This window comes from Flavobacterium sp. NRK F7 (assembly GCF_024054195.1).
GTDB lineage: Bacteria > Bacteroidota > Bacteroidia > Flavobacteriales > Flavobacteriaceae > Flavobacterium.
The window spans coordinates 2,680,180-2,699,365 of record NZ_JAMXLB010000001.1 but is presented as its reverse complement, the minus strand read 5'-3'; the positions used below and the strand labels follow the sequence as shown (position 1 = coordinate 2,699,365).

The 19,186-nt window shown below is 31.2% G+C and carries 17 protein-coding genes; 15 read left to right on the top strand and 2 right to left on the bottom strand.

The genetic code is table 11. The annotated features are described in order from the left end of the window. The first annotated feature begins 115 nt into the window (after positions 1-115). From NHF47_RS12250 to NHF47_RS12210, 9 genes are all read left to right on the top strand, one after another. The gene (locus NHF47_RS12250; RefSeq protein WP_252765198.1) at positions 116-922 is read left to right on the top strand and encodes an OmpA family protein; all 807 of its coding nucleotides are present in this window, start codon (positions 116-118) and stop codon (positions 920-922) included. Positions 923-931: 9 nt separating this feature from the next. After that, positions 932-1,381, top strand: coding sequence for a hypothetical protein (locus tag NHF47_RS12245; protein ID WP_252765197.1), 450 nt, complete (start codon positions 932-934; stop codon positions 1,379-1,381). A 77-nt stretch (positions 1,382-1,458) separates the two neighbouring features. Further along, complete coding sequence (locus NHF47_RS12240; RefSeq protein WP_252765196.1) at positions 1,459-2,637, top strand: AIR synthase related protein; 1,179 nt, start codon at positions 1,459-1,461, stop codon at positions 2,635-2,637. Between the two features lie 4 nt (positions 2,638-2,641). Beyond that, the gene (locus NHF47_RS12235) at positions 2,642-3,307 is read left to right on the top strand and encodes a hypothetical protein (RefSeq protein ID WP_252765195.1); all 666 of its coding nucleotides are present in this window, start codon (positions 2,642-2,644) and stop codon (positions 3,305-3,307) included. 257 nt (positions 3,308-3,564) lie between these two features. Then, positions 3,565-5,097 carry a glutamine-hydrolyzing GMP synthase gene (gene guaA, locus NHF47_RS12230; protein ID WP_252765194.1) on the top strand — a complete coding sequence of 511 codons (1,533 nt, stop codon included), beginning with the start codon at positions 3,565-3,567 and terminating at the stop codon, positions 5,095-5,097. Between the two features lie 106 nt (positions 5,098-5,203). Beyond that, positions 5,204-6,904, top strand: a complete 1,701-nt coding sequence (locus NHF47_RS12225; RefSeq protein WP_252765193.1) for a LysM peptidoglycan-binding domain-containing protein — start codon at positions 5,204-5,206, stop codon at positions 6,902-6,904. Positions 6,905-6,971: 67 nt separating this feature from the next. Further along, complete coding sequence (locus NHF47_RS12220) at positions 6,972-8,957, top strand: LysM peptidoglycan-binding domain-containing protein (RefSeq protein ID WP_252765192.1); 1,986 nt, start codon at positions 6,972-6,974, stop codon at positions 8,955-8,957. Positions 8,958-8,959: 2 nt separating this feature from the next. Further along, a complete protein-coding gene (locus tag NHF47_RS12215; protein ID WP_252765191.1) occupies positions 8,960-9,364 on the top strand; it encodes an OsmC family protein in 405 nt (134 codons plus the stop codon). Positions 9,365-9,402: 38 nt separating this feature from the next. Then, entirely contained in the window at positions 9,403-9,630 is a 228-nt protein-coding gene (locus NHF47_RS12210) for a DUF3820 family protein (RefSeq protein WP_140996847.1), read from the top strand. A 50-nt stretch (positions 9,631-9,680) separates the two neighbouring features. Here NHF47_RS12210 and NHF47_RS12205 read toward each other — a convergent pair whose 3' ends face one another. After that, entirely contained in the window at positions 9,681-10,049 is a 369-nt protein-coding gene (locus NHF47_RS12205; RefSeq protein WP_252765190.1) for an RDD family protein, read from the bottom strand. A gap of 298 nt (positions 10,050-10,347) precedes the next feature. On the opposite strand from NHF47_RS12205, the gene NHF47_RS12200 reads away from it, so the two are divergent. From NHF47_RS12200 to proC, 3 genes are all read left to right on the top strand, one after another. Next, positions 10,348-11,961, top strand: a complete 1,614-nt coding sequence (locus NHF47_RS12200; protein WP_252765189.1) for a CTP synthase — start codon at positions 10,348-10,350, stop codon at positions 11,959-11,961. A gap of 208 nt (positions 11,962-12,169) precedes the next feature. After that, the gene (gene yidC, locus NHF47_RS12195) at positions 12,170-14,050 is read left to right on the top strand and encodes a membrane protein insertase YidC (protein WP_252765188.1); all 1,881 of its coding nucleotides are present in this window, start codon (positions 12,170-12,172) and stop codon (positions 14,048-14,050) included. Positions 14,051-14,223: 173 nt separating this feature from the next. Next, on the top strand, positions 14,224-15,033 hold the full coding sequence (gene proC, locus NHF47_RS12190) for a pyrroline-5-carboxylate reductase (RefSeq protein WP_252765187.1): 810 nt from the start codon (positions 14,224-14,226) through the stop codon (positions 15,031-15,033). Positions 15,034-15,115: 82 nt separating this feature from the next. On the opposite strand, the gene NHF47_RS12185 is transcribed toward proC, so the two are convergent. Further along, entirely contained in the window at positions 15,116-16,108 is a 993-nt protein-coding gene (locus NHF47_RS12185) for a fasciclin domain-containing protein (protein ID WP_252765186.1), read from the bottom strand. 164 nt (positions 16,109-16,272) lie between these two features. On the opposite strand from NHF47_RS12185, the gene NHF47_RS12180 reads away from it, so the two are divergent. Genes NHF47_RS12180 through NHF47_RS12170 form a run of 3 tightly spaced genes read left to right on the top strand, consistent with a single transcriptional unit; the run spans position 16,273 to position 19,173 of the window. Further along, positions 16,273-17,037: a toxin-antitoxin system YwqK family antitoxin gene (locus NHF47_RS12180; RefSeq protein WP_252765185.1), complete on the top strand. Its 765-nt coding sequence runs from the start codon at positions 16,273-16,275 to the stop codon at positions 17,035-17,037. Position 17,038: 1 nt separating this feature from the next. Next, positions 17,039-18,226: a tRNA 2-thiouridine(34) synthase MnmA gene (gene mnmA, locus NHF47_RS12175; RefSeq protein ID WP_252765184.1), complete on the top strand. Its 1,188-nt coding sequence runs from the start codon at positions 17,039-17,041 to the stop codon at positions 18,224-18,226. A gap of 8 nt (positions 18,227-18,234) precedes the next feature. After that, positions 18,235-19,173, top strand: a complete 939-nt coding sequence (locus NHF47_RS12170; RefSeq protein WP_252765183.1) for a sodium:calcium antiporter — start codon at positions 18,235-18,237, stop codon at positions 19,171-19,173. Positions 19,174-19,186 lie beyond the last annotated feature (13 nt).

The window sequence follows — 19,186 nt, the reverse complement described above, 5'->3', positions numbered from 1 at the left end:
ATTATTTTGAATAGGCTTTTTTATATACTTTATGCTTCTTTATTACGTTAAAATACAAGTGATTCATTTTTTTATTATCTAAAAAAAGTGTTACTTCGTAAAAAAAACAGTTAAAGTGAAGCCTATTTTGTCAATAGTATTATTGCTTTTTATTAATGGATGTTTTGCCCAAGAGCAATTTACAGTCTATTTTGAAAGTAATAAATCGGATTTGACCTCAAAGGAATTACTTCGTTTGAATGATTGGATACATAAAAATTCTAAATCAAAAATTGTAGCAATAAATGGTTATACAGATGAAGTGGGTTCAGTAGCTTATAATGATTCTTTAGCTCAGAAAAGAGTTGATTTTATTTCAATGTATGTGCTAGAAAAAGTGGCCATTCGAGAAGATTTTAAAACAAGAAGTTACGGAGAAAAATTCAACCAATCTGAAAATAAAGCTGAAAATAGAAAAGCCACAATCTATTACATTTTAGAGAAAGATTTACATCGAGAAAATGAAATTTTAGGAATTAAAGATATTGTTATTGATGAAAATTTGCCTTTATTTGAGAAAATCAAATTAGCCAAAAAAGGTACAAAAATTAGATTAAAAGACATCAATTTTTTTCAAAATACATTTGCAATTACTCCCGAATCGAATAATGCGTTAAATGATTTGCTGTATGTTATGCAAAATAATCCTACACTTCAAATTGAAATACAAGGACATATTTGTTGTGTAAGTAGTGATCGAAGAAAATTATCCCTTGAAAGAGCAAAACAAGTGCGGCGCTTTTTAGTGGCTAAAGGTATTCCTATAACTAGAATGGCGGTTACAGGTTTTGGGATTAATCATCCGATTTACCCAATTCCTGAAGCTAACGAAGAGCAAGCAGCTGCAAATAGAAGAGTAGAAATTGAAATTTTAAGTAAATAAACAAAATAAATGAAAAAAAGAGGTATTGCTATTGTTAGTTTTTTAAGCCTTATTATAAGTGGTTGTTCTGATAAATGTATTGAAGGTAAACAACCTGTTCCAGCATCTTTTTTTGTAGAAATTATAGATGCCACTTCAGAAGAAAATGTTTTTACCAATGAGACTTTTTCTGCAAATGATATTACGGTTACAGATGTTATTGGTACCGAAATCCCTTTTGAATTTATTGAAGAAGTCAATATTATTCATTTATTGCCAAAAACAACTATTGATGCTCGAAATATTGATTTAAAAATAACTTTAAATAATCAAACTACATTGATAGAAGAAGAAGTCAATGTAAAGTATAATGTTGAATCTAAAGTAGAAGAATGTTATACTTCATTTGAATTTACCAATATTTTATTTCCAGAAAATGATTCGCAATATGAAGAAGGTGTGTTTATCGTAAAAATTTAGTCCTTTTTTTATGCCAAATTTTAGAATTTTGATATAAAAAACTATCTTTGCACCACAACACAACAAACTACTTTTTAATGAGTTCTGATACGAGCCAACGCTACAATCTTAGAGGAGTTTCTGCTTCTAAGGAAGATGTGCATAATGCCATCAAAAACATCGATAAAGGGTTGTTCCCTAAAGCATTCTGTAAAATTATTCCAGATTATCTTACTAACGATGAAGACTATTGTATTATCATGCATGCTGATGGTGCTGGTACAAAATCGTCTTTAGCATATATGTATTGGAAAGAAACAGGAGATATTTCGGTATGGAAAGGGATTGCTCAAGACGCTTTAATCATGAATATTGATGATTTATTGTGTGTAGGCGCAACCGATAATATTCTGCTCTCATCCACGATTGGTAGAAATAAAAACATCATCCCAGGTGAAGTCTTATCTGCAATTATTAATGGAACGGAAGAATTAATTCAAGATTTAAAAGAACATGGTGTCGTGATTCATTCAACTGGTGGTGAAACAGCCGATGTAGGCGATTTAGTGCGTACGATTATTGTAGATTCAACAGTTACCGCTCGAATGAAACGTGAGGATGTAATTGATAATGCGAATATACAACCGGGAGATGTGATTGTAGGATTGGCTTCTTTTGGGCAAGCAAGCTATGAGAAAGAATACAATGGAGGTATGGGAAGTAATGGATTAACTTCAGCTCGTCATGATGTTTTTGCCAAATACTTAGCTAAAAAATATCCAGAAAGTTTTGATGCTACTGTACCTAATGAATTGGTTTATTCGGGTAACACCCAATTGACTGATGCTGTTGCCAACAGTCCTCTAGATGCGGGAAAATTAGTTTTATCGCCTACCAGAACATATGCTCCAGTAATCAAAAAAATCGTATCAAAATACAAATCTGATGTCATTCACGGAATGGTGCATTGTAGTGGTGGTGCTCAAACGAAAATTCTTCATTTTGTTGATAACGTTCACGTTATAAAAGATAATTTGTTTCCTGTTCCTCCTTTATTCCAATTGATTCAAGAACAATCTAAAACCGATTGGAAAGAAATGTATCAAGTTTTTAATTGCGGACACCGAATGGAAATTTATGTGCCTGAAGCAATCGCACAAGATATTATTGCTATTTCAAAATCATTTCAAATTGATGCTCAAATTGTAGGTAGAGTGGAAGCTTCAGAAACTAAAAAACTAACCATTACCAGCGAATACGGAACTTTTGAATATTAAACAAATGAATAAAATATTTTTTTTAGTTTTAGTAGGACTTTTGATTAGTTGTAATCGTTCCAATGAATTGGATAAAAAAGGATTGCAAGTTGAAGAAGTTGTTGATTCAAAAGATTCTCAAAACGTTATAAAAAAAGATTCTTTAGACTTTAAAATAAAATCATTAGGAGTACTTTTAACAGCTAATCCTAATATAAGAATTGCACCATTATTTAAGCTAAATTATAATGAGAAAGAGAAAACCTATTATACAGGTTCAAACGAATTTCATTATAATTACTATCAAGACAATCAAAAGGAAGGGAATTATTGGCATAACATAATTCCTGGTTTTAATGCTCTTTATGGCTATAATTTAGTAAATATTTTTCATTTCGATCATAATGAAAATAAAGGTAAAAAGCTATTTGATAAGCCTGTTCTTATAAAAACGTGTTATTATCCATCAGATACAGTAGATACACTTAGTTATCAACCGTTAAATAGAAATTTTTATATGATTTCTGTTTACGATGAAGATACTAATAAAGATAACTACATCAATAGTAGAGATTTAAGAAGGTTTTATTTTTTTGACAAGAATGGCGATAATAAATCATTATTAATTCCAAAAAATTATTCAGTTATAGGAGCAGATTACGATGAGGATAATGATTACTTATATATATAAATGCAGTATTAGATTCAAATAAAGATGGTAAAACATCTGATGATGAACCTATTTCAATTTTTTATGTAAATCTAAAAGATCCGACATTAAAAGGATTGATTTATGAGAATTAAATTTAAGTTTAAAATTTCAATCTCAAAATCGATATAAAACAATAAAAACAACTAATTATTACATATAAAAAATGAGTTATTGGTTAAGAGTGTGAATTTTAAAATTTCTAACTTCTAACTTCTAATTTCTAACTTTAAAGAACAATGCAACACAACGTATTAATTTTAGATTTTGGTTCTCAATACACCCAATTAATCGCAAGAAGAGTAAGAGAATTAAATATTTTTTGTGAAATTTTTCCCTACAACAATCCGCCAAAAGATTTAGATAGTTATAAAGCTGTTATTCTTTCTGGAAGTCCGTTTTCAGTTCGTGCAGAAGATGCCCCTCATCCCGATTTATCCGAAATTAGAGGTAAAAAACCCTTATTAGCGGTTTGTTATGGAGCACAATATTTAGCTCATTTTTCAGGTGGAGAAGTTGCGCCCTCCAATATTAGAGAATATGGTAGAGCCAATCTTTCGTATATAAAAGGTAACGAACTTTTCTTAGAAGGAGTTTCAGCGGGAAGTCAGGTTTGGATGAGTCATTCCGATACCATTAAAGCATTGCCAACAAATGCTATTCGCTTAGCAAGTACCAAAGATGTGGAAAATGCAGCTTATAAAATTGAAGGTGAAACCACTTATGCCATTCAATTTCATCCAGAAGTATATCATTCGACGGATGGAAAACAGATGCTAGAGAATTTCTTAGTGAAAATTGCAGAAGTGCCTCAGAATTTTACACCAAATGCCTTCGTAGAAGAAATTGTTGCTGAAATGAAAGAGAAAATTGGGAAAGATAAAGTGGTTTTAGGTCTTTCAGGAGGTGTAGATTCTACAGTAGCAGCAGTTTTGTTAAATAAAGCTATTGGTGATAATCTATACTGTATTTTTGTGAATAATGGATTGTTGCGTAAAAATGAGTTCCAAAGTGTGTTAGATCAATATAAAGATATGGGTTTAAATGTGAAAGGAGTAGATGCTTCTCAACGTTTTTACGATGCTTTGGCAGGTTTAGATGATCCAGAAGCAAAACGTAAAGCGATTGGAAATGCGTTTATAGAAGTATTTGATGATGAAGCCCATTTATTAACCGATGTAAAATATTTAGGTCAAGGAACAATTTATCCAGACGTAATCGAATCTGTTTCTGCAACAGGTGGACCATCAGCTACTATTAAGTCGCATCACAACGTAGGTGGATTACCCGATTTTATGAAATTAAAAATCGTGGAGCCATTGCGTATGTTGTTTAAAGATGAAGTAAGAAGAGTAGGTGCAACATTAGGAATCGATCCAGAATTATTAGGTCGCCATCCTTTCCCAGGACCAGGTTTAGCCATTCGTATTTTAGGTGATATTACTCCTGAAAAAGTAGCTATTCTTCAAGAAGTAGATGCTATTTTTATTAATGGACTAAAAGAGCATGGTTTATATGATAAAGTTTGGCAAGCGGGCGCTATTTTACTTCCTGTAAATAGTGTGGGCGTTATGGGAGACGAACGTACTTACGAAAAAGTGGTAGCCCTACGCGCAGTTGAATCTACCGATGGTATGACGGCAGATTGGGTACATTTACCGTATGAATTTTTAATGAAAACATCGAATGAAATTATTAATAAAGTAAAAGGTGTGAACCGAGTGGTGTATGACATTAGTTCGAAACCACCCGCAACAATTGAATGGGAATAAGTTTTGCATAACTTTTAGATAATTTTAACAAAAAAGCTTTGAAAAGTCGTTACAATAAATAACTTTGTAACGACTCTTTTTAATTTTAAAAACAAACAAACTATCAATGAAATATCTTTTAATTGTATTTGCGTGTACTCATTTACTTTTTGCTCAAGAAAAAACTAAAACGTATACAGTGCAACCTAAAGAGACGCTGTATTCTATATCAAAAAAATTCAATATTAGTGTAGACGAATTAAAAAAAGCCAATGCTTCTTTACAAAATAATTCACTTTCAATAGGACAAGAAATTACCATTCCTATTCAAACAAATGAAGTTAAAAAAGAATCTTATAAAAAAAGTGCTACTCATACTGTACAATCTCAAGAGACTTTATTTGGTATAGCAAAAATGTATAATGTTTCAGTAGAAGACTTAGAAACCTTAAACCAAGAAATTTTAAAAGAAGGCTTAAAGACGGGACAAGTTATTGCAATTCCTTCTCGTAAAAAAACAGTGGATGGTAAATCTAGAATTATAACTGAAGAAACCGTTTTTCATAAAATTAAAGCAGGAGAAACAAAGTATTCTGTTTCTAAATTGTATAATATTAGTATCAAACAATTAGAATTACAAAACCCTGAAATTATCAATCGTTTTGCAGAAGGAACTGTATTAGCGGTAAATAAAAATGGTATCGCACCTACAGATATTTCTGACGAATTAATGATTGCTATAGCTGAAAAAGAGGCTGCAATCGAAAAAAATAAAGCTCAAAATGCTAAAATTGAAGATTTAGAAGATCGATTAATTGTGCAACAGCAAATGAATGAAAAAATTATTAAAATGAATTCGTTGCAAGTGGATTTAAAAGAAATAGATAATTCGAAAGGTTCTTCAGTAGATAAATTGAAACTTATTTTAGCTTCTAATAAAAATATTCAAGACGTCTTAACTTCTAAATTGGATTCTTTAGTAGGTTCGATGTATGAGGATTTGGAAAAATTAAAAAATTCAAATTTAGATGTAGAAGAATATAGAAAACTACAAAAGGAAACACAAGCCAATAGAATTGAAACCAGTAAGTTAATTATTCAATTGAAAAAAGATTTGAATGAATCTAGAAAGAATTATGTTTCTTTAATGAATAAAGTACAACGTGTCAATGTAGCTCAAGATCAAGAGTTGAAAAAACGCAGCAAAACCATGGCTGAAATTGAAGCGCAAGAAAAAGCGGAACAGGAGCAAATTGAAAAAATCAAAGCGTTACATGCGGATAGTGATAGAACGAATGAGTCTCTTTTCTTTAAAATGGCAACTATTGAAAAAGAAAAAGAGTATATTATTACTAAACGCATTGAAAAAGCTACTTTTTATAGTGCAGCAGCAAGAGAATATGACGATCGTTTAGCGATTCAAAAATTAAAACGCTATCAAGATAAGATTCGAAAAGAAAATAATATTATTGAAAAAGAAGAAGAACAAATTTCTTTAGAGGCTATTAGAGCTAAAATTAAGGACAGTCATTTTACAAATGAAAAACTACCAGCTATAGAGAAAATGACTAATTTAAAACAGGTTGAAGATGGATTTTATTTAGTAGCCAAAGTGACTCCGAATCAGGAAGAAAGAGACGCTTTTGCTCGAAAGCTTTCAGATGAAGGTGCTTTAAAAACTAGTTTTTTCTATGACATTAGTACGTTTACCTATTGTATCTATATTGAAAAATTTAAATGGTTTGAAGAAGCTTTGTTTGCTGTAAAAACGAAAGAAAGTTTACCTTTGTATGAAAATGTAAAAATTGTCGAAGTAAAATTGGAATAAAATTTGACAATACCATATAATAAATCACAAATCTATTTGTTATTCTATAACAATTTAAAACCTAATTATGAGAATTTTTAAGCTTTTAATTCTATTTTTTGTCTTTATCTCTTGTGCAGCCAAAGCCAAACAAGATAATTTTGTGAGACATAATGTCGCTAAAGGCGAAACGATATATCAAATTGCAATAAAATATCAAGTAACACCTTATGATATTTATAGATTAAATCCAGATGCAAAAAAAGGAATTGAAGAAGGAACTATTCTGCTTATTCCTAAAGCTTCTAGTGTGGCAATTACAAAAAAAGAAACCAAAAATATTATTCATGAGGTCAAAGCAAAAGAAACGTTATACAGTATTGCTAGAGAATATGAGGTTTCGGTTCCTCAACTTCAAGAGTGGAATGCTGAACTTTTAAAAGATGGCTTAAAAAAAGGACAAGAAATTATTGTAGGTAAAGAGGAAGTTGCTGTTACTGAAAATTATTTAGAAGTAGAAAATACTAAAAATACTGTGGAAACTTTTTCTCATAAAGTACTACCACAAGAAACTTTATATGGAATTTCTAAAAAATACAATGTGGCAATTGAGGACATTATTGCTCAAAATCCGGATGCTAAAGATGGATTAAAAGAAGGTTCTATTTTAACGTTAAAAAGAAAAACGGAAAAAACAGTAACCACTGTGGGTTCAACGAATTCTAATTCTAATTTATACACCGTAAAACCAAGACAAACACTTTTCAGTTTAACGAGAGAATTGAACATTTCTAGAGAAGAGCTTTTTGCCTTAAATCCTGAATTAAAAGATGGCTTAAAAGAAGGGATGGTTTTAAAGTTACCTACAACAACTTCAACTTCAACTGTTGTTACTAATACCACTTCTCCAGAATCTTCTATAAAAGTGATTCCATTAGACGATTTTCCAAAAAAAGATACCATTAATTTTATTGTAAAACCAGTTGCTAATTTAGTCGTAACGGCAAACAAAAAGAAAAAGAAGAATTTAGTATTATTATTGCCATTCAATCTAAGTAAGCTTGAAGCAAATACAGCTCTTACGAAACAAGACTTAAAAGAAAATCCATTATTAAATTTATCATTGGAATTTTATTCTGGTGCGATGATGGCTATAGATTCAGCGCGTGTTTTAGGGTTACCAGTGCAAGTTAAAATTTTAGATGTTGAAAGTTCGAGAACTTCTTCTAATATTGCGAAACTAATTTCGGATAATGATTTTTCAAATGTAGATGCTGTCATTGGTCCTTTCCAAAATTCGCATGCAGAAAAAACAGCCGAATTTTTACTAAAAGATAGTATTCCTGTAATTTCTCCATTATCAAAAGAAGTAGGTTTAAAATTACCTAACCTTTATAATGCGGTACCATCTGAAGACTATATGATTAAAAAATTATTTGAATATTTTAAAGTCAATAATGGAAATGTAGTGGCAGTGGTGAGCAATAAAAAAGGATCTACCAAAGAGTATTTGGAATCGCGTTATCAAGACATTAAATTTCCAGGCTATACCGCTAAAGGAAGTGTAGATACGGATCAGTTGAAAATATTTTTGCAAAAGAATAAAAAGAATTATGTAATCATAGAGTCGGAAACTACCGCTCAAATTTTAAATGTTACCAATTTCCTTAAAAAATTAAAACCTGAATACGATATTCAAATGGTGGTTTTAAAATTGTATGAGACTTTAGATTTTGAAGAAATCCCAATGACTAATTTAACAGAGTTAAATATGTTGTTTCCATCCATTAGAAAAGAAATAGAAACGAATTCAGATAAAATGTTCGCTAATAAATATAAGAAGGAAAATGGTACATTGCCAAGTAGCGCTGCAGCTAGAGGTTTCGATGTTACTTTTGATACCATTTTAAGAATTTGTCAAAATGAAGGTTTTGCTAAATCAAACCAAAACTTCAGAACAGAATATTTTGAGAATACGTTTGATTATGTCAACGACAATGGAAATATTATTAATAAAGGAGTTTATCTAATGTATTACGATACTGATTATTCCATTAAAAGAGTGATAGAATAACTATGCCTACATCAAAAATAACCTATGTTGGTGAATTAAGAACTACTTGTATTCACTTACAATCTGGAACTGAAATTTTAACGGATGCACCAACAGACAATCATGGAAAAGGAGAAGCATTTTCTCCTACCGATTTAGTAGCAACCGCATTAGGAAGTTGTATGGTGTCAATTATGGCCATCAAAACCAAGGATTTGGATATTGATTTAAAAGATTCCACACTTTCAGTTACTAAAATCATGCAAGCAGAACCTAGAAAGATTGCTAAAATAATTGTGGAATTGAATCTGTCAATTGCAACTTCTGATAAAAATAAAACGATTTTAGAACGAGCTGCCATGACCTGTCCTGTTTTATTGAGTTTGCATCCAGATATAGAAAAAGAAGTCACTTTTAATTGGAAATAACTTTACGTTTAAATAAATAATACAATTTTACCATTTCTTTGACACCAAACGATCAACTCATAAAATTGGCTCATACCAAAATGCCTTTCGGTAAATATAAAGATTGGTATTTGATCGATTTACCAGAATATTATATGGTGTGGTATGCCAATAAAGGGTTTCCAAAAGGGCAATTAGGAACACAATTGCAATTGGTTTACGAACTCAAATTAAACGGTCTAGAAGAAATGATACGAAATATTAGGAGAAATTTTCCTAAAAAATAAAAGCTCCAACAATTGGAGCTTTTATTTTTTTATTTTATTCCTGTTGATTTTTAAACATTAACAACTTTTGTTTTTGCAATTGTATCCCCAAGTCTAGGTTTGTCTATCAATACTAAAATAGCGTCTACTAATGGGATTAGTAAAGTAATATTTCTTATTAAACTAGACATAAAATCGCCGTCTAATGAAGTTCCATCTTCTTTAACTGCTTTGTATTTCATTACTTTTTTACCAATGCTTTGACCACCAAATAAGGCATCTCTTAATAAAAGATAGGCTAAGTAAACTAATCCTCCAATGGTGACTAATAGAGATAATCCAGTTGCTCCATATAGAAAAACACCTAAATAATAAAGGATAGAACCAATAATTCCATCAATAAAAAGCGCTAAAAACCTGTTTAATTTTGAAACTTCCATAGTATTAGTTTTAATTGTTAGTGTATCAAATATATTAAAAAAAGTTAATTTTTTTAACAGTATACATAATTTAATATTTATTTTTTAAGAAAAAGATGCAAACATATTCAGGCTACTCTTTTTTGTCAATAATTAGAACTGTTTATCAATGCTTATGCATTAATTTATTGTGATTAAATATTCTAGATTATGTTGTTAGTAAAAAATAAATTTTAGAGATATGAAATTGTCTAATTCATAAATTTAATCGTATTTTTGCCAAGTTTTTTAAACAACTACAACTACAAACCACAACACAATGAATCAAACGAAGTATATTTTTGTTACTGGAGGTGTTACTTCTTCCTTAGGAAAAGGAATTATAGCAGCTTCTCTAGCTAAATTGCTGCAAGCAAGAGGGTATCGAACGACCATTCAAAAGTTTGACCCTTACATTAATGTCGATCCAGGAACGCTTAATCCTTATGAACATGGAGAATGTTATGTAACCGATGATGGAGCGGAAACGGATTTAGACTTAGGACATTATGAACGTTTTTTAAATGTTCCTACCTCACAAGCCAATAATGTGACTACAGGTAGAGTATATTTATCAGTTATTGAAAAAGAAAGAAGAGGAGAATTTCTGGGAAAAACGGTACAGGTGGTACCGCATATTACAAACGAAATTAAATCGAGAATGCAATTACTTGGTCAAAGTGGTAATTTTGACATTGTAATTACTGAAATAGGAGGTACGGTTGGTGATATTGAATCATTGCCTTATATTGAATCGGTGCGTCAATTGTTATGGGAATTAGGAGATGAAAACGGAATTGTAATTCATTTAACATTAGTGCCTTACCTAGCTGCTGCAGGCGAATTAAAAACAAAACCGACTCAGCATTCGGTAAAAACCTTAATGGAAAGTGGTATTAAAGCTGATATTTTGGTTTGTAGAACCGAGCATGAATTGTCAGATGATTTACGTCAGAAGTTGGCTTTATTTTGTAATGTGAAAAAAGAAGCAGTCATTCAATCTATTGATGCTTCTACGATTTATGACGTTCCTAATCTAATGTTAGAAGAAGGATTGGATACCGTAACCCTTAAGAAATTGGGCTTACCAGAAAAAAATAGTCCTGATTTAAAACAGTGGAATGAGTTTTTACAAAAGCATAAAAATCCGAAACATGAAGTAAATATTGGTTTAGTAGGAAAATATGTAGAATTACAAGATTCTTACAAATCCATATTAGAAGCGTTTATACATGCTGGTGCTGCCAATGAGACTAAAGTGAACATTATTTCGATTCATTCGGAACATTTAGATGTCAAAACGGCAGAAAAACACTTAAAAGGATTAGATGGCATATTAGTTGCTCCTGGTTTTGGTAATAGAGGTATCGAAGGAAAGATTGATACCGTTCGTTTTGCAAGAGAGAATAACATTCCATTTTTGGGAATTTGTTTAGGAATGCAAATGGCAGTTATTGAATTTGCACGCAATATATTAGGTTTTGCTGATGCCAATTCTACAGAAATGAATGATAGTACCTCACATCCTGTAATCAATTTGATGGAGGAACAAAAAAATATTAAAAATATGGGTGGAACCATGCGTTTAGGAGCATGGAAATGCCATTTGAAAGAAAATACGTTGGCCAACCAAATTTACGGAACAACCGATATTATGGAGCGTCACCGTCACCGATATGAATTTAATGGGAAATACTTACAAGACCTTGAAAGTGCTGGTTTAACAGCTTCAGGAATTAATCCAGATACAGGTCTAGTAGAAGTGGTGGAAATTAAAAACCATCCGTTTTTCATTGGAGTGCAATATCATCCAGAATATAAAAGTACAGTAGCAAATCCACATCCTCTTTTTGTGAGTTTTGTGAAAGCGGCTGTGGAATATAAAAATAAATAGAATTTGAAGCGAATGGTTTGGTAATTGTTGCAATCCATTTTCCCGCTTTACGTTGCCATCTGTTTGGATAACAAAATCATTTCCATACGATATGATAGTTAATCCAAACAGGATGTTCACTGCAATCGGGGCTATTCCTTTTTTCTATTCGATAATTAGTAGTAATAGTAATTTCTAGGAGCATTGGCTTGTAGAACAAATAATTAAAATGGAAGAAAAAAAGTTTGATTTTAAATCAATTATTGGATTTGTATTAATTTCTGGTATTTTAATGTGGATGATGTATTCAAATCAACCCACACCTGAAGAATTAAAAGAAAAAGAAAAACAAGAACAGGTTAAAAAAGAGCAAGAAGAAGAGCAAGATGTAGTGGCTTCACCTGCAACTGCTAGTATCGAATCAGATTCTATTTCTAAAGAGAAAGCAAAAGCAGCTTTAGGAACTTTTGCTTATTCAGCGACATTGCCTACAGCTAAAGAAGACTTTACTGAAATTAAAAATGATGTACTTTCTTTAAAAATTGCAAATAAAGGAGGGTACATCGTTGATGCAACCGTTTTAGGTTATGATAAGTTTACTAAAAATTCCAATCAACCTGTAAAAATTATCAAGGATAACAATTCTAAATTTGATTTAGCTTTAAATACTACTGATAATCGTTTGTTGCATACTTCCGATTTGTTCTTTGAACCTAAAGAATCTAAAGAAGGAGAAAATCAAGTGGTAACCATGCAATTAAAAGCAGGACCTACACAATTTTTAGAGTATCGTTATGTATTGAAACCAGGTGAGTATATGTTGGATTTTTCTATTCGTTCTCAAGGATTAGAAAATGTAATTAATACTACTAAACCTGTTGATTTAGAATGGCAATTGAAAACCTATCGTAATGAAAAAAGTATTTCTTATGAAAATAGATACACTGAATTGGTTTTTGAATACGAAGGTGGAAAAGACGATTATTTAAATGCAGCTAGAGATTCGGAAGATACAGCAGAAGAGGTTACATACATTGCGTTTAAACAGCATATGTTTACTTCTATTTTGTTAACAGATACTCCTTTTAAATCAGCAAAATTTGTTTCTGATAATTTGGTGGATGATGAAGAGAAAGATACCATTTTTACAAAAAACTTTATCGCTCAAGTACCTTTAGAAGTTAAAAACGGTGCGATTAATTATAATATGAATTGGTATTACGGACCTGCTAAATATCAGATTCTAAATGATTATGATAGAAATTTAGATGAAATCATGCCCTTAGGTTGGGGAATTTTCGGTTGGATTAATCGTTATATTTTTATTCCTGTATTCGGACTTATTTCTAGTATTGGTATTGGATACGGATTTGCAATTATTATTTTTACCATTTTGGTAAGAATAGCAATGTCGCCAGTTACATATAAATCGTATGTTTCTCAAGCGAAAATGAAAGTACTTCGTCCTGAAATTGCAGAATTGAATGAGAAGTATAAAGACAATGCAATGAAGAAGCAACAGGAAACTATGAAATTGTATTCTAAAGCGGGTGTAAATCCAATGGCTGGTTGTTTACCTGCTTTAATGCAAATGCCTGTTTTCTATGCTTTATTTCAATTTTTCCCATCGATGTTTGATTTAAGACAAAAAAGTTTCTTATGGGCGAATGATTTATCATCGTATGATAGTATTTATGAGTTGCCTTTCCATATTCCTTTATATGGAAGTCATGTGAGTTTATTTCCAATTTTGGCATCTATTGCGATTTTCTTCTATATGAGAATGACAACGGGCGATCAACAAATGAGCGCACCTACTCAAGAAGGTATGCCAGATATGAGCAAAATCATGAAGATTATGATTTATATATCTCCATTAATGATGTTGTTCTTCTTTAACAACTACGCTTCAGGTTTATCGCTATATTATTTTATTTCTAACTTAATTACTATTGGTATCATGTTAGTAATCAAAAATTATATCGTAAAAGAAGATAAAATTCATGCACAAATTCAAGAGAATAAATCAAAACCCAAAACAGAAAGTAAGTTCCAAAGAAAAATGAGGGAAATGATGGAACAAGCGGAAGCTCAAAAGAAAAATAAGTAATCATATTACTTTTATATATAAATCCCTATTTAAAAAATAGGGATTTTTTTTTAAACAATACGAGACAAATTGTTACAAATCCTGCATAAGTTTTTCATAGAAGAATTAGTCAATATATTTAAACTATCTTATGCAAACTATAAAAATTATTTTGAAAATAACACAATTACTACATGAAAACGCTTATCATTGGTTACGGAAATATGGGACAAACGTATGCTAATAGTTTTGTTAGTTCAAGGTTTATTTTGCCATCAGATATTTTTGTGCTGACAAGAAGTCCAATTGGTGACAAAAACAAATATACCATACAAGATTCTAACTTCTATTCTAAACCCATTGACTCATTATTTGAAGTTGATATTATTATTTTAGCAGTCAAACCTCAAGATTTTAATGCATTAGCAAGTGATATACGTTTGTATATTCATGAGGAACATCTCATTTTATCAGTTATGGCTGGAGTAACCATCGAATCTATTCAAGAAAAATTAGGATGTTCCAAAGTCATTCGTTCCATGCCAAATATTCCCACCCAGATAGGTTTAGGAATGACTGTTTTTACAGCTTCTTCTCAAGTGGATCGTAAAGAATTATTTATTATCCAAAATCTCATTAATACCACTGGTAAATCAATTTATATTGATAAAGAAGAAATGTTGAATGCTACAACCGCTGTTTCAGGTAGTGGACCTGCCTATGTTTTCTATTTTATGAATGCCATGATCCAAGCCGCAATGCATTTAGGATTTTCTAAATCGGAAGCTGAATTTTTGGTTAATCAAACTTTCATTGGAGCTGTGCAATTGCAAAACAGAAGTGATTTGTCTCATGAACAATGGATTGATAAAGTAGCATCCAAAAAAGGAACTACGGAAGCAGCTTTACTCATTTTTAATGATAAAGATTTGATCAAAGTGATAGAAAAAGGAATTTTAGCGGCTAATACGAGAGCTGAAGAATTAGGAAAATCATTATTATAATAAAAAAACATCCCTATTGTTATTTTTAACAATAGGGATGTAATACTACATATAAACTTAACTGATTTCTAAAATTCTATTTTTATAAACTTGGTTGTAATACTTTGTCAACTGCGTGGATAATACCATTAGCACATTGAACATCCACAGCAATAATGTTCGCTTGTGTAGCAGATTGATCTGTAATTTTTGGTGCTGAAGGAGTACTTAAATCAATAGTGATGTTTTGTGTAGGATCTGTAATCATTGGTACAGATTGTCCGTCTGTTAAAGCTGATGATTGAACATTTCCTGCGGCAGTAACATGATATTGTAATACGGTTGAAACTTGAGCTGGTGTAGCATTTTCAGCAAAACCTCCTGCACCAACAGCCGTTGCGAAGGCATCATTAGTTGGAGCAAAAACGGTTAACGGTGTCGTATTGGTTGTTAAGGCTGTTGCTACTGCGCTTTGGTCACCAAAACCATTACCGTTAGTATCAGTGCTAGTAACAACAGTTACTAAAGTTGAGAAATTAGGGTTGGCCATCGCGTGGTCAACAATTGTAGCGAGACCAATAACAGCATCTACTTGATGAATTACACCATTTGTAGCCAATATATCAGCAGCAGTTACAGTAGCAACACCATTAATTTCAACACCACTTGCTGTATTAATAAATAAACTTAAAGTGTTAGTTGATGATGCAGAACCTTTGCCTAAAGATTTTACGTAACCTGTAGAAAGAGTTGAAGATAAATTAGTACCCATTACTACATGGTTTAAAAGAATTTCTTTTAATGTCGCAACTGGAACCGCATCTAAGTTAGCAAATCCATTGTCATTTAAAAATTCTTGGAATGCGTCGTTTGTTGGAGCAAAAACAGTGAATGGCCCATTTTGGTCTAATGTTTGTACTAATCCTGCTTTATCTAGAGCAGTAACTAAAGTTGTAAATTGCGGAGCTCTTGATGCAACAGCCGCAATGCTGTTATTTTCTGGTGTTACGACAGTGTCATCATCAGAACAAGAAAACATCGTTACAAATGTAGTAGCGATTAAAGTTAATTTGATTAATTTTGCAAAGTTTTTCATAGTAATTTGTTTTTATTGTTTAAGCAAATTTAAAAAACTTTAAACAAAATATCCTACAGTTGAACAAGAAAAAAATGTATTTCATAAAAAGTTTAACGTTCAATTTTATTTTGTTTAAGTAATTGAAAATAAAATAAGTGAATAAAAAAAATAATATTAAACACATGTTAATAAAATCGTATTTACTGGCTTTTATTATAATTTTTAATTGCCATATGGTTCTTTCTCAAAAGGATATAAATCAATTTGATAATAAAGGTCAACGTCATGGTTTATGGAAAGGTAGTTATGAAGCATCTAAAAGACCAAGGTATGAAGGAAGTTTTAATCATGGTAAAGAAACAGGAATCTTTACCTATTTTGATGACACAAAAGCTGGAAAAGTTATAGCAACAAGGGATTTTACAAAAGGAGATGGTTCGTGTTATGCTATTTTTTATCATCAAAATGGTAAAAAAGTAAGTGAAGGCTTATTACTTAATAAATTGCCACAAGGAGAGTGGAAGTATTATCATTTCGATAGTGATCAACTGATGTCGGTTGAAAATTATAAACAAGGCAAACTGGACGGAGTTAGAAAAGTATTTTACAAAGACGGTTCTTTAGCAGAAGTATCCCATTATTCTAATGGGAAATTAGATGGAAATTACAAGAAATATGCTGAAAATGAAACTATTTTAGAAGATTATAATTATAAAAAAGGAAAGTTAGATGGTCCAGCTTTGTATTATGATGGCAAAGGGAATATAAATATTAAAGGACAATATAAAAATGATCGAAAGTGGGGTTATTGGGAAACCTATGAAAATGGAAAGTTAGTCTCCAAAGAAAAAATTTCAAAAGAAACAAGAAAAACATTTCGATTAGAAAAAAATAAAGACGGGCAATTGGCACCCACAGAATTAAAGCCAAAAAATAAAATTGAATAAAATGAAAAGAGTAGTAGTAGGACTTTCAGGTGGTGTAGATTCTAGTGTTGCCGCTTACTTATTACAAGAGCAAGGGTATGAAGTTATAGGCCTTTTTATGAAAAATTGGCACGATGATTCTGTTACCATTTCTAATGAATGCCCATGGCTGGAAGATAGTAATGATGCTTTATTAGTTGCCGAAAAATTAGGAATACCATTTCAAACAGTTGATTTATCAGAAGAATATAAAGAGAAAATCGTAGATTACATGTTTAAAGAATACGAGCAAGGACGCACACCTAATCCAGATGTATTATGTAATCGTGAAATAAAATTTGATGTATTCCTGAAAATTGCCTTGTCTCTAGGGGCAGATTATGTAGCTACGGGTCATTATTGTAGAAAAGGTATTTTAGAGAAAGACGGTAAAGAAATTTATCAATTACTAGCTGGTAAAGATGGTAATAAAGATCAATCGTATTTTTTATGTCAATTATCACAAGATCAATTGTCAAAAGCTTTATTTCCAATAGGTGAATTAACCAAGCCTCAAGTACGTGAAATTGCAGCAAAATTAGATTTAATAACAGCTGAAAAAAAAGATTCTCAAGGATTATGTTTTATTGGAAAAGTACGCTTACCTGATTTTTTGCAACAGCAGTTACAACCAAAAGAGGGTATAATCATAGAAGTTCCAGAAGAAGCATCGATTTTCAATCAAGAAATGCCAAATTTTACTTCTGAGGAAGATATTTTTGCTTATGAATCTCGAAATAGAGATTATTCTAATGAAATCGGAAAAACAGTTGGAAAACATCAAGGTGCGCATTATTTTACTAAAGGTCAGAGAAAGGGATTGAATGTAGGTGGAACTAAAGAAGGTTTATATGTAATAGAAACAGATGTAGAAAAAAATATTATTTATACGGGTCAGGGAGCGAATCATCCTGGATTGTTTAAAAAGGCTCTTTTTATTAAAAATGATGAAATTCATTGGATTCGAGAAGATTTAGCATTGCAACCTAATGAAAAAAGGGAAGTTATGGCTCGTATTCGTTATCGTCAACCTTTACAAAAAGCAACATTGCATCAATTTGAAAACGGAATGTATGTGGTATTTGAAGAACCACAATCGGCTATTACTGAAGGTCAGTTTGTGGCTTGGCATCATGATGATGAAGTTTTAGGTAGTGGTGTAATCTCTTAATTTTTTTTATGGAAAACATGTTTTATATTTTAATAGGATTAGTATTATTAGTCCTAGGTGGTGATTGGTTGTTAAAATCTTCTGTAGGTTTATCGTATCGTCTTAATATTTCTAAAATTATTGTGGGTTTAACTGTTGTTTCTTTTGCAACTTCTGCACCAGAAATGATTGTGAGTGTAAAAGCGGCCATGGATGGTTTTCCCGATATTGCTTTGGGAAATGTTATTGGATCTAACATAGGTAATATTGGTTTAGTATTAGGAGTTGTATTATTAATTAATGCAATTCAGGTAGAGAAAAGTTTTTATATAACAGACTGGCCTACCAAAATGATTGCCTCTATTTTATTGTTTGTTTTCCTCGTAATTGATGGAGGATTAACAAGAGTGGATGGATTTATCTTTATCCTAGTTTTAGCTGTGTTTTTAGTTATTTTAATTCGAAACAATAAAAAAGTACAAGTAGATATTGAAAGCACTATTGATGATAAGATGTCTTATATTAAAATTATTGGATTTTTAGTTTTAGGTGGTGTAGCCTTATGGGGTGGCTCTGAATTATTAGTTAAAGGTGCTGTTAATTTAGCAACTAATTTAGGTGTAAGCAAGCGAGTTATAGCTATTACTGTCGTCTCTATTGGTACGAGTATTCCAGAATTAGCTTCTTCCGTTATAGCAGCTGTAAAAAAAGAAAATGATATATCCATTGGAAATATTATTGGTTCTAATATTTTTAATATTTTAAGTGTTTTAGGAGTTACAGCAATTATTCAGCCTATTGAGAAAGTAGATGTTCGTATTATTCATCAAGATATTTACTGGATGTTAGGTTTTGCCTTTATTTTGTTACCAATGGTAATCTTACCTAAAAGAGGAAGTTTAAGTTTTAAAGAAGGCGTTTTACTGTTACTTACATATGGTGTCTTTTTATATTTCACAGTAATTTAAGTAAGCTAACTAT

Excerpts from the sequence above, each read along its gene's own strand:
- NHF47_RS12220 (WP_252765192.1), top strand. The coding sequence starts at position 6,972 with ATGAGAATTTTTAAGCTTTTAATTCTATTTTTTGTCTTTATCTCTTGT.
- mnmA (WP_252765184.1), top strand. The coding sequence starts at position 17,039 with ATGAAAAGAGTAGTAGTAGGACTTTCAGGTGGTGTAGATTCTAGTGTT.
- NHF47_RS12170 (WP_252765183.1), top strand. The coding sequence starts at position 18,235 with ATGGAAAACATGTTTTATATTTTAATAGGATTAGTATTATTAGTCCTA.
- NHF47_RS12245 (WP_252765197.1), top strand. The coding sequence starts at position 932 with ATGAAAAAAAGAGGTATTGCTATTGTTAGTTTTTTAAGCCTTATTATA.
- NHF47_RS12240 (WP_252765196.1), top strand. The coding sequence starts at position 1,459 with ATGAGTTCTGATACGAGCCAACGCTACAATCTTAGAGGAGTTTCTGCT.
- NHF47_RS12200 (WP_252765189.1), top strand. The coding sequence starts at position 10,348 with ATGAATCAAACGAAGTATATTTTTGTTACTGGAGGTGTTACTTCTTCC.
- yidC (WP_252765188.1), top strand. The coding sequence starts at position 12,170 with ATGGAAGAAAAAAAGTTTGATTTTAAATCAATTATTGGATTTGTATTA.
- NHF47_RS12185 (WP_252765186.1), bottom strand. The coding sequence starts at position 16,108 with ATGAAAAACTTTGCAAAATTAATCAAATTAACTTTAATCGCTACTACA.
- NHF47_RS12205 (WP_252765190.1), bottom strand. The coding sequence starts at position 10,049 with ATGGAAGTTTCAAAATTAAACAGGTTTTTAGCGCTTTTTATTGATGGA.
- guaA (WP_252765194.1), top strand. The coding sequence starts at position 3,565 with ATGCAACACAACGTATTAATTTTAGATTTTGGTTCTCAATACACCCAA.
- NHF47_RS12225 (WP_252765193.1), top strand. The coding sequence starts at position 5,204 with ATGAAATATCTTTTAATTGTATTTGCGTGTACTCATTTACTTTTTGCT.
- NHF47_RS12180 (WP_252765185.1), top strand. The coding sequence starts at position 16,273 with ATGTTAATAAAATCGTATTTACTGGCTTTTATTATAATTTTTAATTGC.
- proC (WP_252765187.1), top strand. The coding sequence starts at position 14,224 with ATGAAAACGCTTATCATTGGTTACGGAAATATGGGACAAACGTATGCT.
- NHF47_RS12215 (WP_252765191.1), top strand. The coding sequence starts at position 8,960 with ATGCCTACATCAAAAATAACCTATGTTGGTGAATTAAGAACTACTTGT.
- NHF47_RS12235 (WP_252765195.1), top strand. The coding sequence starts at position 2,642 with ATGAATAAAATATTTTTTTTAGTTTTAGTAGGACTTTTGATTAGTTGT.